We start from the raw sequence: 14,450 nt of genomic DNA, 5'->3' as shown, positions 1-14,450 counted from the left end.
GCCGCCCAACCAGCACCACCCACCCCTCAAACCCCCAAACCCATGCACTTCAAGGGAGAACCATGCGTCACAAGAAAGTCCTCACCGCCATCGGCGCGATAGCCGCCGTCGGCATCACCCTCACAGGGTGTTCCTCGAACGCCCCGGCAGCCAGCTCGAACGGCACCGTCACGGTGGCCCGGCTCTCCGGCTCCGATGAGAAGTGGAAGGCCATCGCCGACAAGTTCCACGAGCTCAACCCGGACCAGACAGTCGAGTACACAATCATCCCCACGGACAGCTACAACCAGCAGATGGGCACCCGCCTCTCGGCGGGAACCGCCACGGACGTCCTGAATGTCTTCCCCGGCAGCGGAAACGCCACCGCCGTGCGTACCCTGGCCAAGAACGGCTACCTCGCCGACCTCTCCGGTGAAAGCTGGGCCTCCTCCCAGCCCGAGTCCACCACATCCCCGACCAGCTACGAGGGCAAGCGGTACATGTTCACGGACGTGGCCACCGCCAACACCCTGGGCGGTGTCTACAACTCCAAAGCACTTCAGGACGCAGGCCTGAAGATCCCCACCACCTACCCGGAAGTCCTCACTTTCTGCGCCGACGCGCAAAAGGCCGGCAGGGTCGCCTACGCCCTGGGCGCCCAGACCCAGTGGGTTACCCAGCTGGTCACCTACGCTCTGGTCCCCACCGACGTGTACTCCAAAACCCCGGACTTCAACCAGAAGCAGCTGAACAAGGAAGTCACCTTCCAGGACAGCGGCTGGAAGGACGCGATGACCAAGTACAAGGAGATGTTCGACAACGGCTGCTTCAACAAGGACGCCCTGGGAACCTCCGTGGACAACCAGACAGCCATGGTCGCAGACGGCCGCGCCCTCGGCGCCATCCAGCTCTCCACCATGGCCAACTCCATGACCAAGGCGAACCCTGCGCTGAAAGTCACGCTGGCCCCGCTGCCGGCGACGGACAACGCCTCCGACACCCGGCTTGGCTTCGGACTCGGCGTGGGCTGGGGCGTCAACGCCAAGGCCAGGAACGCAGACGGTGCCAAGAAGTTCGTTGCCTTCCTGGCCAGCAAGGACGGCAGCGCCATGAACGCCGACAAGTTCGGTGTCGCACCCACCGGCGTGGTTGAAGCCAACGACATCAACAAGCTCGAAGTGCCGTTCGTCAAGGACAACAAGACAGTTCCGTTCCCGGACGTTGACTGGCCCTCACCGCAGGTGCAGAACCTGCACCTGACCGGTATCCAGGAAATGCTCGGCGGCACCAAGACCCCGGCAGATGTCCTGACCGCAATGCAGGACGCCTTTACCGGCGCACTGAAGTAGGACCAGGTCAGGGGCGGTCATTATCCATGGCCGCCCCTCTCCACGCCCTGGCGCAGGCTAAACGCCACCCCCCACGACACGTCGATAAGAAATGAAAAGCTTCCCAGTGGTTCAAACAGAGAAAGTCGTCACGAAGCAGGATCTTGGCGGTCCATGGTTCGAACTGCCAGCAGACACCCACGCGGCTTCCCCCGACAGCGTCGCCTCAACCATGCGGTTCCGTGCACGGGTCACCATCGAATTCCCCGCCCCCGCCCCGATCTGGGTTCACATCAGCGCGGATTCACGCTACAAGCTTCACGTCAATGGCGCGTTTGTTGCCGCCGGTCCCGCCAAACCCTCCGGCCGAACCTGGTTCGCCGACACCGTCGACGTCGCAGCTCTCCTGGTCCCTGGCGAGAACATCATCGGGATCGACGTGCTGACCTACACAACAACCTCCCTCGGAAACGCATCCGTCCAACGCACCGGCAGGCCCGGCCTGCTGGTCAGGGGAACCGTCGGCGAAACCGACCTCTCCGCGCCGGCGGCCTGGAGATGCTGTGTGGTCAAGGGCCGCCAGTTCCATCAGGGCCGCAATACCCTTTTCCTCGGCATCCAGGAAACCATGGACGGGGCAGCCAGCGAGCACGACTGGCTCACCAGCAGCTTCGATGACGCTGCCTGGCAGGTCCCCTCGCTGGATAACCAGGAGCCCTTCAGGGCAACCCCCAGGCCACCCCTCGCACCCAGGCCCATCCCCCAGCTGACCCTTGCCCCCATGCCACTCATCGGCGTCCCCAAGACAACGGACCCGGGAATTGACTGGTCCCGGCTGCTCGGCGGCGGGACCATCGATATCCCGCCCCGCTCAGACATCAGTGTTGATCTCGATGCAGGCTTTCTGATGACCGCGTTCCTGGCCGTCGCCATGGAAGCGGGGAAAGGAGCCCGTCTGCAATTAACGGCCGCCGAATGCTACGAACAACCCCCAACCGACATACCCTGGCTCCGGCGCAAAGCAGACCGCACCGACCACGTCACCGGCGACCTCTACGGGGACCCGGACCAGTACCTCGTCTCGGGGACCGGCACCCCGGAGGTCGCCGAAGTCTTCTCGCCCTTCTGGTTCAGGACCTTCCGGTACGTGCGGCTCCGCATCACTACGGCGGACTCCCCGCTCCGGCTGCAGTCCGTGGAACTCACCCTCACGCATTACCCTCTGGACATCACCGGCACGTTCTCATCGTCCTCGGACGTGCACCGCCAGCTATGGGACGTCAGCGTGCGAACCCTGCTGAACTGCATGCACGAAACGTTCGAGGACTGCCCTTTCTATGAACAGCTGCAGTACGCCATGGACACCCGGTCACAGGCCCTGTTCTCGCTGCACCTGTCGGCTGATGACCGCCTCATCAGGCGCGCCATCGAGGACTTCGCCGCCTCAGGTAACCCGACAGGGCTGACCGAGAGCCGGTCCCCGAGCGTGGAACCGCAGTTCATCCCCGGCTTCTCGCTCTACTGGATCAGAATGATCGCAGAGCACGTCGACTACGTCGGCGACCGCTCGTTCGCCGAGCGGTTCATCGGCAGAATCGACGCGGTCCTGGGCTACTTTGCCGACCGGCTCGCCCCGGACGGCTTCGTCATTTCCGCAGAAGGCGACGGGATCCTGTGGAACTTCGTTGACTGGACCGAAGCCTGGCGGGCCAGCCGCGGTGTCCCCGATCTGGGACCCCGCCGGGCCAACACCATAGCCACGTTCATGTATGTGTCGGCTTTACGGGCCGCTGCCTCCATCGCCGATTTCTGCGGCCGCGACGGACTGGCCCAGGAATACACCTCCCGCGCCGATGCCCTCACCGAAACCGTAAGGAGAGGCGCGGCCTGGGACGGAGACTCCGGTTTCTACAGGGACAGCGACCGTGGGACTCCTCAGAGCGTCCACGCCCAGATGTGGGCCGTACTTTCCGGTGTCGTCCAAGGCGGCGCGGCCACCGATCTTCTCCGACGCGCTGTAGCCGACAGGCAACTCGCTCCCTGTTCCTATGCCACGGCGCTCGATCTCTTCGATGCCCTCCGGAACGCCCACGCCCACGAAACCATCGACTGGACTCCCTGGGAGGACATGCTGGCGCAGAACCTCACCACCTGGGCAGAGGACACGGTCAGTCTGCGCAGCGACTGCCACGCCTGGGGCAGCGTCCCGCTCCAGCATTTCCCCCGCTACATCCTCGGCGTATCACCGGCAGCGCCCGGCTTCACAAGCGTCGCCATCGACCCGGCTCCGAGCGAGCTGGACTGGGCAGAAGGCAGTGTTCCCACGCCCCATGGGCCTGTCGGTGTGGCCTGGAAACGCACGCCCTCCGGCAAGAACGTCACGGTATGGGTGCCGGCTGGGCTCGGCGTGAAGCTTCCGGCCGCTACTTCAGCAATCTCCGAGCACGTCACCGACGACCGACGCACCCTGACTTTCACCCTCTGACGCACTGCAGCTCAGCAACCAAGAAATGAGACTCCCGTGAACACTCCGCAGAGCGGCCTCCGCACCGCCCCCTACACCAACCCCGCAGTCCCGATCCCGGAACGGGTAGAGGACCTGCTTGGCAGGATGACCCTGGAGGAAAAGGTGGGTCAAATGCTGCAGCTCGACGCCCGCGGCAACCTTGAAAACCTGGTGCTCGGAAAACTGGCCGGATCGCTACTTCACGCCTCCCCGGAACGCATCATTGAGGCACGCAAACTCGTGCTGACCACCCGTTTGCAGATCCCCCTGCTCATGGCCGACGACTGCATTCACGGGCACTCCTTCTGGCCCGGCGCCACCATCTTCCCGACGCAACTGGGCATGGCAAGCACCTGGGACCCTGCCCTGGTGGAAAAGGGAGCCCGCGCCACCGCCGTCGAAGTCGCTTCCACGGGGCTGCACTGGACCTTCTCCCCTGTACTCTGCATCAGCCGGGACCTGCGCTGGGGCCGGGTCAACGAGACCTTCGGTGAAGACCCTCACCTGATCGGTGCCCTGGGCAAAGCCATGATCCGGGGCTACCAAGGAAACGGGCTCACAGACACCACTGCCATCCTCGCCACCGCGAAGCACTTCGCCGGCTACTCCGAAACCCAAGGCGGGCGGGACGCCAGCGAAGCCGACATCAGCCGCCGGAAACTGCGGTCGTGGTTCCTGCCGCCGTTCCAGGATGCAGTGGAAGCGGGATGCCGCACCTTCATGCTCGGCTACCAGGCCATCGACGGTATCCCGGTGACGGCCAACAAGTGGCTCCTCAACGACGTTCTTAAGCGGGAATGGGGCTTCACCGGCACCCTGGTCACCGACTGGGACAACGTTGGCCGAATGGTGTGGGAACAGAAGGTCTGCGAGGACGACGTCCAGGCCGCGACCGTCGCGGTGGAGGCCGGCAACGACCTCGTCATGACGACCCCGCAGTTCTTCGAAGGAGCGCAGGAGGCCGTAAACCGCGGTGATCTCGACGAGCGACTGATCGACGACGCCGTTCGCCGCCTCCTCACACTGAAATTCGAACTTGGCCTGTTCGAGAACCCCCGGATCCCGGACGCAGCCCACCAGGCCAAGGTCATCGGCTCCGCAGACCACGCCGCAGTCAACCTGGAAATGGCCCGACGCTCGCTCGTCCTGCTGACCAATGACGGCACGCTGCCCCTCGACGGCGGCTTGGCTCCATCCGGCACGGACAGAGCCGCCGCGTCCGGCGGCCCCAGGACAGTTGCCGTCATCGGCCCCAACGCCGATGACCCCCACGCCCAGCTGGGCGACTGGGCCGGGGCGTCAGGGCAGATCAACTGGCTGCCCGAAGGGCATCCGCGGCACTTGACCTCAACAGTCCTTGACGGGTTCCGCGCCATGGTGCCGGAGGACTGGACGGTCACCCACGCAAGAGGGGCCGACGTCGGGCGGCTTGTGCCGGACCCGGCGGGTCCCACGTACGCCGACGGCCAGCCTCGGCCACCGATGTTTTTGGCGGCAGGGACCGATGAGGCCATGCTCGCGGAAGCGGTCAAGGCGGCCCGGAACGCCGACTACGTCGTCGCTGTCATCGGAGACACGGTAGCGCTTGCCGGCGAGACCAAATCGACGGCGACCCTGGAACTCCAAGGCGGCCAAATAGAGATGGTGGACCGCCTCGTCAAAACCGGCGTACCCGTCGTCGTCGTTCTGGTGCAATCAAAACCCTCGGTCCTGCCCCAGTCCGTCCTCGACGCAGCAGCCATTATCGAAGCCTTCAACCCCGGCATGAAGGGAGGCCAAGCAGTAGCGGAACTGGTCCTCGGGCTGATCGAACCGACTGGCCGGCTGCCCATCTCGTTCGCACGCCACGCCGGGCAACTTCCGATCTACTACAACCAGATCCGCGGCCAGCACGGGGACCGCTACGCCGACCTTTCCCAGGACCCGCTGTTCGCGTTCGGTGAAGGCCTCAGCTACACCACCGTCGAATACTCCGGCCTTCGCATCACCAACGAATCCGTTGCCGCCGGCGACACGGTGCAGGCCTTTGTCACACTCACCAACAGCGGAAGCCGGCCTGCCCTGGAAACCGTCCAGGTCTACATCACGGACATCGTCACCAGCGTGACCTGGGCAGAACGCGAGCTGAAATCATTCACCCAGGTCCGCATCGAACCCGGACAGTCCATCGACGTCGAGCTGTCCCTCCCGGCATCCTCATGCTCGCTCGTGGACCAAAACGGCCACCGAATCGTCGAACCGGGTGCCTTCGAACTCCTCGTCGGCAAGCACTCCCGCGACCCAAAGACGCTCTCAGCCCAATTCCGAATCACCCGCTAACGACCTCATGGCCCTCGAACCGCCGGTTGAAGCCAGCGGAGCTTGACCAGGACGCGGCGCCTTCGTGCTCCGCCGCGCCTTTGTAGCCTACGGCGGCGGACCAACCCCTCATTTGGGGGTGGGAATCAGGTTCTTGCGGGCCGCCTCCGACTTTTTCCTAGGGCTCAACTCCGACAGTGGGATGGTCCTGCAGCTGAAGGGTTTGGGAGGCCCCGCTCAGGACAACCGGGCCCGATGCAGTCCCCAGCTGCACTGGACACGGCGCCTAGTTCAACCACGGTCTGAAGCAGGTCTCAAACATGCGCGATCAACAAGGAACTGGGGCGTTGACTCGCGCCTCGGCGGCAAGGCTGTTCACCCGGCGTTCCATGCGGCTGCGACGCCGCAGCACGTGGAGTGCAATTCTGTCGGCAGTACTTGCATCGGCCGGGCTGTCCTTGAGCGGAATCGCTGCGGCGGACGTCGGAACGATTGGCCGCGATACGCTGCGGACCGGGTGGGACAGCACTGAGAACACGCTCTCACCGTCGTCCGTGTCGTCGTCGAACTTCGGCAAACTGTTTTCGACGGCGGTGGACGGGCAGGTTTACGCCCAGCCACTCGTGGTCGGCGGCACCGTGATTGCCGCGACGGAAAACAACGCGGTTTACGGCCTGGACAGCCTCACGGGGGAGACGAAGTGGCAGCGTTCCCTCGGGCCGGCCTGGCCGGCGTCGACCGTGAGCTGCGGTGACCTCACGCCCAACATCGGAATCACCTCCACGCCGGTCTTCGACCCGGCAACAAACAGCGTCTTCCTGCTGGCCAAGACGAACGACGGAGCCACCCCGCAGCTCCCGCACTGGTACATGCACTCCCTCGACCAGGCGACGGGGGCGGATCGGCCGGGGTTCCCCGTCCTCATCAGCGGTGCCCCCACCAACGATCCGACCCGTCCCTTCAACGCCATGACGGCCATGCAGCGGCCCGGGCTGCTGCTCATGGACGGGGTGGTGTACGCGGGCTTCGCCAGCCACTGCGACTACACGCCCTTCGTCGGCTACGTCGTCGGGGTATCCACCAGCGGACGGCAGACGACGATGTGGGCCACGGAGTCGGGCAACGCCAACGCGGAGGGTGGGATCTGGCAGTCCGGCGGAGGACTGGTTTCCGACGGTCCCGGGCAGATCCTGTTCGCCACCGGCAACGGCATCTCCCCGAAGGCCGGCCCGGGCCATCTCCCTCCCGGCACCCTGGCCGAATCGGTGGTCAGGGTCCAGGTTGGAAGTGACGGCAACCTGAGCCCCACCGACTTCTTCAGCCCCGCCAACAACCTCAAGCTGGACCAGAACGACACCGACCTGGGTTCCGGGGCCCCAGTTGCCATTCCTGACGGATATGGCACCGCAGAGCACCCGCACCTGCTGGTCCAGGTCGGCAAGGACGGCAACGTCTACCTGCTGGACCGGGACAATTTGGGTGGTATGGGGCAGGGACCCGGCGGAACCGATGCAGTCCTCGACACGGCCGGACCCTACAACGGGGTGTGGGGCCGGCCCGCGTTTCTCGGGACGAGTGATGGCGGGTATCTCTACACCGTCGAGAACAGAGGGTATCTGCGCGCATTCAAGCTTGTGCCGAGCAGCACGGGCGGGATCAGGCTCGCCTCCGTCGGAACGTCGGCGGGCACCTTCGGGTACACATCCGGCGCGCCGACGGTGACCTCGTCCGGCACCGACGGGTCTTCCGCCCTCGTCTGGGCGGTTTACTCCACCGGAGGAACCGGGGTCAGTGCGGAGCTGCGGGCCTACCGCGCCTTGCCGGACAGCACAGGGTCCCTCCAACAGGTGTTCAGCGCCCCGATAGGTACAGCAGCCAAGTTCTCCTCCGTGGCCACTGACAACGGCCGGGTGTACGTCAGCACCCGCGACGGCCACGTCCATGGCTTCGGCGCCCCGACAACTGCAGCCGTGGGCGCCGCGGACACCGATCTGGGCACGGCCGAAGTGGGTGCCACCCAAACCGGCAGCGTCACGATCACCGCCACCAGGGACGTGACGGTCAACTCCGTCACAACCGGTGCACCGTTCGCGATCGGAACTCCGACCAGCCTGCCCGGGGCTCTGCCGAGTGGCGGCAGCCTCACTGTCCCCGTGTCCTTCTCGCCCACAGCTCCCGGGCAGGCGGACGGGATGCTGACCGTCACGACGGACGACGGCGAGACCGTCCTCCTCGGCATCCACGCCGTCGGCACAAGGGACGGCCTGGGCGCCACCCCGGCCGCGCTCCAGTTCACCGACGTGCCGACCCTGTCGAGCAACCGGCAGACGGTCAATATCGTCAACACCGGCGCAACCGTCGTCGGGATCACCGGCGTCACCCTGCCGGCCAATGCGGAACTCAGCGTCGACGCCACAACGCTGCCTGTGGTGGGCCAGCAGATCCAGCCGTTCGCTTCGGTCCCCGTGTCTGTGACTTTCAGTCCCACGACGGCGGACCCGGTGACCAACTCCCTGGTTGTCGCCAGCGACCGCGGATCCGTGACCGTGCCGCTGACCGCAACCGCGGTTTCCGGCGCGGCACACCTGGAAATGCCGCCCTTGCTGGACTTCGGGGACGTCCCGGTCGGAACATCCGCCACGGCTGACTTCACCATCCTCAACACCGGCAACATCCCTATGACGATCACCAAGGCCAAGGCGCCTCAGGGTGCCTTCACCACGACCACCCCCATCTCCGAGGGCATCTCCATCCCGCCTGGTGAGTCCGCCTTCCAGAGCGTGACCTTCACGCCGACGGCGCTCGGGCAGGCCGGCACACAGGACACCTTCTACCTGATCACCGCGGATGATGGCCAAGGCGAGCTGAAGGTTATGCTCACCGGCAACGGCACCGACGACCCAATCGCTGTCAAGGCACAACAGATCGGCGCCGGCCGCCCCTCGTCATCCCTCGGGCGGGCCCTCACCGGACAGTACGCCGTTGCCGACGGAAAGTGCCAGGACTTCGTCACGGGGGTGATCTGCTGGTCGCCAGCCACAGGAGCACACGAGGTCCATGCGGCGATCTATACCAGCTACAAGGCCGCGGGCGGCGCCGCCGGCATGCTTGGATTCCCGACCACCGACGTGAAGGTCACGTCGGATGCGGTGGGGCGGTACAGTCACTTCTCCGGTTCGGCCGGGGCCTCGATCTACTGGTCACCCACGACAGGCGCCCATGAGATCCACGGTGCGGTCCGAAACAAATGGGCGTCCCTGGGCTGGGAGAAAGGTCCCCTCGGCTACCCCACCACCGACGTGATGACCACGTCCGACGGCATGGGCCAGTACACCCACTTCTCCGGTTCCGGCGGAGCCTCGATCTACTGGTCACCCAAGACAGGCGCCCATGACATCCGCGGTGCGATCCGCACCAAATGGGCGTCCCTGGGCTCGGAAAAAGGCCCGCTCGGCTACCCAACCACCGACGAGAACATCACGCCGGATCGGGTGGGCCGCTACACCCACTTCTCCGGTTCGGGCGGAGCCTCGATCTACTGGTCACCCAAAACAGGCGCCCATAACATCCGCGGTGCGATCCGCACCAAATGGGCGTCCCTGGGCTGGGAGAAAGGCCGGCTCGGCTATCCCGTCACCGACGAGTACTCTGTTCCCGGCGGTCGCGAATCGGATTTCCGCGGCGGTCGGCTGGTCTGGACGGCACGGACAGGAATAGTCCGCGGATAGAAATTGCGGTCCCGTCGGCATGAATGGCCCAAGATGAGAGGCGATGGCCCGGACGTCAGCTGGAGTTCTTGGGGCCCTGCCTGCTCACGGCCAGGAATGTGGCGGCCCCGAGAACCAAGGAAGTGGCGAGAACAGCCGGCAACGGGATGTTTCCGTTTACCCACGCGGCTAGAAGCGAGATCGCCGCTACCGAAAGGCCAGCGACGACGGCGAAGGTCCTGCCCAAAATTCTTTTCCCCATGCGTGGGAGCATAGCGGCATTCGGCGCTGCGGCAGCGTTTCTTTCACTCAGCCTCCAGGATCGGTCTGTGGCTCCGTCGCTAGCCCGCCGAAAAGAGTCCAGCGCGTGTACACAGGCACAACCAAGAACGGGTTCACCAGGAAACGCCCCCGGCGTCCAGCCGGAAGTAGCTGATGTGTCGGCTCCGCCGCGTCCCCAGCGTCATAGCGACAGCCTATCGTCGCTGATGCCGCTCGTTACCTTTGAGGACGACACCGAGCCGCCGTCGAAGGTCGTTGAACCCAGCAGGCGCCCGGCAGCCGCCCGGTCTGCGCGGGCACCGACAGTGCCCAGATCCTCCTCCCCAGGATCCAGGAACAGGTGCCGAAGCAATCCCACTCTCCTTCGACTGCTCGAAGATCCTGTCGCAGGTCGTCGAACTGCAGGCCGGATACGTCGGTGTCCACCTGATGCGGAGTGACCCAACGGGTCCCTGGACAGGCGCCGTCGCCGGAATAAAGATCACGGCCGGATGAAGCCTTAGACCAGATTCCAGGCAAAATCCCTCAGCTCGGGGAACGCCGCCTCCACCGTTGGTGGCTTCTTGCGTCCCTTAGCTGGACGACTGTGAGATTCCACGCTAGTTGACCCGTTCCAGGAGGTTGGCCCCGCTGTCCCAGCGGGATTGTGAACCTTCGAAACCCGACTTGTTCCAAGGCACTTGACCTTTTTTTACACTTCACTGGCAGCGCCAGCACGAGCCGAGTGGAGGATCAATCCCGCCACTTCGCAGACTGTCATTTAAGAGCAGATCTCCTGGCAAATACCAACGGCCATTCACGCACTTTGGCCTCACCGCTGTTTCAGCGTCCCCTCCACAATGGAAGCAGTCTCAGTGTCCATAGCCGCCGCGCCACTCGCTCAATCATGGGTCCGGCGTTGAGTTTTTTGTCGTCAAGACATGAGCGTTTCGAACCGCGGTCGGCTGTCTCATAACTAACGGCGAACACGCAGATTTCGTCGATAGCTTGCGACACATAGTTATGAGAATGCTCGCTATATACCGAACTCAGGGATGCCGCGAACGCCGGATGCTGGGGTCAACCTAAAGGCGAGACGCCTCGAATCCCAAGCGTTTCGAGACAGTACAGCGTTAGTTGGGGCGTCTCTGCGGGACACTAAGACGGACTGGCTATACGGGACGCAAGGACTCTTGCACGCGGCCGAAGGCTTTGAGTGTGCTGGCAGGACCCACTGACCGACCGGCTTACGGGACGTTTAAAAAGTTCTTTACGGGACAACTCTCACGGGACTATGTGACGGCGCAGCTGTCCGTCGGTGCACAAGTTTGCTCGATCGCCAGTCACCCTCAGCGGACTTGGTACCAAGGCAGTGAGATGACATAGACCGATGCATTGCTATTACCGACGAGATATGAGGATGCTAGTACATGTTTCCCGCATGGGTTATTGGCGTGATCGCCATCGTGCTTGGCCTACTGGCATTCTGGCAAAAAGAAAGAATCGCTAGCTGGAACAAGAAATGGAACGCCAAACTAGATAAGCCTGGTGTCCTGGCCACAGAAGTAGGGACACCGTCACGTTTCGGTGTGTCGGGTCTATTAATGGCCGGCGTTGGCCTAGCGATGATCGCATACTCGCTTTTTACCGGGCGATGAAGACGATGCCACTACCAGTCGCTTGACCCATTATTTGCCGCGCCGCCTCCACATGATCGCTCCAGCTGCCACGAGGATTACGAAGACGATGCCGGTGACTATGAAAACCCAAGTAGGGTCACCGCCTCCAGGGTTCGGCAGGGCCATTGGCATGGTGCGCTCCTCGGGTAACAGCTAGCTGGTGATGCTCAGACTACAACCTGCCGTCAGTTCTTGGCCCGGGTGAGGAATGATTTCCCGACGGGCCGGCCTAGATAATAAACGGGTTTTGCAGTCGGCGGTTTGGTGAAGCTTTAGAGAGGCAGCCGACGATGACCCGACTGTGGAGTACGCGGGTCATTCAAGGTTCCCGACGGGAACCATGGACTAGCCCCCGCGACCTGTGCCGTGAAGGGTTGTTGGCGGAGGCATGACGTGCTTAGGTGAAGTATTCGCGGCCGCGAGCCGCTCTTGTTTTGGGGGAAATGAGATGAGTAGAAACGCGAAGTTCATGTTGTACCAGCGCACTTTGTGGGCAGGAGTCATCGTTGGTGTAGTGGGTCTGTTGATCATGTTGTTCTCAAACATGTTCATGCAGACCATTGGCACGTATACGTTCAACGGTTCCAACGGCTTCTTCTTCGCCGTGACGCACGTCTACGTATTAGCGGCGCAGGGTTGCCTGCCGTTCTCGGCGGGCCTCATTTCAGCCGCCTTGGTGATGCGTTACTTGGCCTTGGATTCGCCGTCTTCCGAGCAGCAGAAGCCGGAGAAGACGGGTAACTTGCCGCAGGTCTGATAGGCGCATGTTGCTTGTTGCGTCGTGCAAGAATCGGCGCATGGATGAGGATGAGCGGCAGATACGGCAAGAATTGATGATTCTCGCTGCCCTGGTGCAGGCCATGGATCGGCGTGACGAGGTCTTCCAGATGATTGAGGATTCAGAGGACAGCGCCGAAGCAGTCCGCCGGGTGGGTGAGCTGTTGGATGTGGGCGAGTTGGGCGGCCGGGCGGTCCTCGACCTGCAGGCGAGAAGATTCACCCGAGACCAGCGTCAGGCCCTCGCGTCCCGCGCAGAAGAACTTAGAGCAATGTTGTCTGATGGCCGCTGAGGACTTGGTGTTCTTCGTCCGATCGCTGCGTCCTGGACCTACCCGACGGGTGCTGCGGCATGGTGATCCGACCTCTCCGGCTTCCCCTTTGGAGTAGACCAAGGAAACTGGCCCGGTTGAGGTCCCGAAGGAAATGGACTACCCCTAGCCTTTGCACCAGCCCTTCATTCCGCCGGCGCTGCCACCGCCAGGCAAACCTTTTTTGTGGAGCTATTCCCAGGAACTCTTGACGTCCTGAAGCGTCATCCGCTCCCATGGCACCCTGAACTCCGTCGCAATCCCCCACTGGAGGTCGATGGTTGCCTGGCCGAAAAGTGCCGCATCGTCTTTGTGTTGGAAGCTCAAATGCACATCTTCTCCGGACACTTCTGCGTCGGTGACCCTCCAGTTGTCCATCTGCCCACCCCAAATGGGGAGGGATAGGGGGAAAAACAGGCGCATTCCCGGTGGTATCCAGTCATCACGCTCTCTGGGCACACTTTCGCCGCTGATGGTCCACCCGCTCTCCGGGTGAAATTCGGACGCTCCATTTTCGTCAGTGAGGGACCAGATCCGGTCGTTGAAATTCATGTGCGCCTTTGCCACACTTCGACGGCCTCCGCTGTCGGTGGTCTCCACGGTCGCAACCACGGGAGGACGGGTGCGAGCGTCACGAACGGCGGAAATAATGGCAAGCATCGCTCCAAAGGAATTCTGGTCGTTCATACATCCTCAATGACAGCCGGCACCCGCTTGGTGCTCTTCTGAATAGACTAACGGGTGCAGGACTACGCCTTGGTTTGACTTCACGTGCACTGCGGGTTCTGCCATTGAGAGGGTCATTTAGCGCTGTGAAAAGACCGCCATTTATCGCTGCGATTCACAGGGACAACACGCACAGGACAGTGCAGGCCAAGACAATCATGATTTTTCGGGCCTAGTTCTGCCCCATGCTGAGGACTTCGTGCTCTCCGTCGGGTGCTGGTCCCTCGACCCATCAATGCGGGTGCTGCGGCTCGGTGACTCGTCTGTCCGGTTTCCCCTTTGGAGTAGACCAAGGAAACTGGCCCAGTTGTGGTTCCTACAAATGAACCGCAGCATAGGCAAGGCAGTAATCGACAGAGGCTGAATTATCGGACGCACCCGCGGCAGGCGATAGGGTTGCGCTACGTTGTTGTCGTCGGAGTCTCAAAGGCAGGCAGGATATGAGCTCGAATCCAGAACGCGTGGACTTTCGTTCATCGGTAGAAATGATACTCTCCAACGATCCTGACGGGCTCTTCAACGCTGCCAACGACCTCACTCAGATCTCCAAGTCCGAAGCGATAGAAGTCTTGTACCTTCTTGCCATCGAGCATGGAGTGACGGAAGCCTACCTGAACTATGGTTGGTTCCTTCGTGACATCAACCGGCCCAAGGAAGCACTGGTTCAGTTCCAGAAGGCGTTGGAAGCAGGGGATCCTCAGGCAGCCTTTTACCTTGGAGAAACATCCCTGGAGATGGGCAGACATCTTGACGCCATTAGATGGTTGCGCCTTGCCGGAGATGATCCTTTCGTGCCGCTCCGCTTGGCGAGGGCGTACAGAGCCGTGGGCGATGAACTATCAGCCGTGGAAGTCCTTCGCGAAGGATGCGAAACGAGC

Annotated in this window: 9 protein-coding genes; 8 read left to right on the top strand and 1 reads right to left on the bottom strand. The window is 62.9% G+C overall.

Going from position 1 to position 14,450, the window contains the following annotated elements; all coding sequences use genetic code 11:
* The first annotated feature begins 62 nt into the window (after positions 1–62).
* From ACFQ50_RS20245 to ACFQ50_RS20215, 7 genes are all read left to right on the top strand, one after another.
* Entirely contained in the window at positions 63–1,328 is a 1,266-nt protein-coding gene (locus ACFQ50_RS20245; protein ID WP_377997418.1) for an ABC transporter substrate-binding protein, read from the top strand.
* A 106-nt stretch (positions 1,329–1,434) separates the two neighbouring features.
* The gene (locus tag ACFQ50_RS20240; protein WP_377997417.1) at positions 1,435–3,792 is read left to right on the top strand and encodes an alpha-L-rhamnosidase C-terminal domain-containing protein; all 2,358 of its coding nucleotides are present in this window, start codon (positions 1,435–1,437) and stop codon (positions 3,790–3,792) included.
* Between the two features lie 36 nt (positions 3,793–3,828).
* Positions 3,829–6,132: a glycoside hydrolase family 3 N-terminal domain-containing protein gene (locus tag ACFQ50_RS20235; RefSeq protein ID WP_377997416.1), complete on the top strand. Its 2,304-nt coding sequence runs from the start codon at positions 3,829–3,831 to the stop codon at positions 6,130–6,132.
* A gap of 437 nt (positions 6,133–6,569) precedes the next feature.
* Positions 6,570–9,839, top strand: a complete 3,270-nt coding sequence (locus ACFQ50_RS20230; protein WP_377997415.1) for a choice-of-anchor D domain-containing protein — start codon at positions 6,570–6,572, stop codon at positions 9,837–9,839.
* A 1,670-nt stretch (positions 9,840–11,509) separates the two neighbouring features.
* Positions 11,510–11,737: a hypothetical protein gene (locus ACFQ50_RS20225; RefSeq protein ID WP_377997414.1), complete on the top strand. Its 228-nt coding sequence runs from the start codon at positions 11,510–11,512 to the stop codon at positions 11,735–11,737.
* Between the two features lie 490 nt (positions 11,738–12,227).
* Positions 12,228–12,515, top strand: a complete 288-nt coding sequence (locus ACFQ50_RS20220; protein WP_377997413.1) for a hypothetical protein — start codon at positions 12,228–12,230, stop codon at positions 12,513–12,515.
* A gap of 40 nt (positions 12,516–12,555) precedes the next feature.
* A complete protein-coding gene (locus ACFQ50_RS20215) occupies positions 12,556–12,828 on the top strand; it encodes a DNA gyrase subunit A (protein ID WP_377997412.1) in 273 nt (90 codons plus the stop codon).
* A 210-nt stretch (positions 12,829–13,038) separates the two neighbouring features.
* Here the strand turns inward: ACFQ50_RS20215 and ACFQ50_RS20210 are convergent, their stop codons facing one another.
* Positions 13,039–13,533, bottom strand: a complete 495-nt coding sequence (locus ACFQ50_RS20210; RefSeq protein WP_377997411.1) for a hypothetical protein — start codon at positions 13,531–13,533, stop codon at positions 13,039–13,041.
* A gap of 479 nt (positions 13,534–14,012) precedes the next feature.
* On the opposite strand from ACFQ50_RS20210, the gene ACFQ50_RS20205 reads away from it, so the two are divergent.
* Positions 14,013–14,450, top strand: a 438-nt coding sequence (locus ACFQ50_RS20205; protein WP_377997410.1) for a tetratricopeptide repeat protein, incomplete at its 3' end; no start/stop codon positions are given.

Origin of the sequence: Arthrobacter sp. NPDC056493, assembly GCF_042795115.1 — a bacterium.
GTDB lineage: Bacteria > Actinomycetota > Actinomycetes > Actinomycetales > Micrococcaceae > Arthrobacter.
Note: the sequence above shows the minus strand (reverse complement) of the source record. Positions and strands in the feature narration are given on the sequence as shown.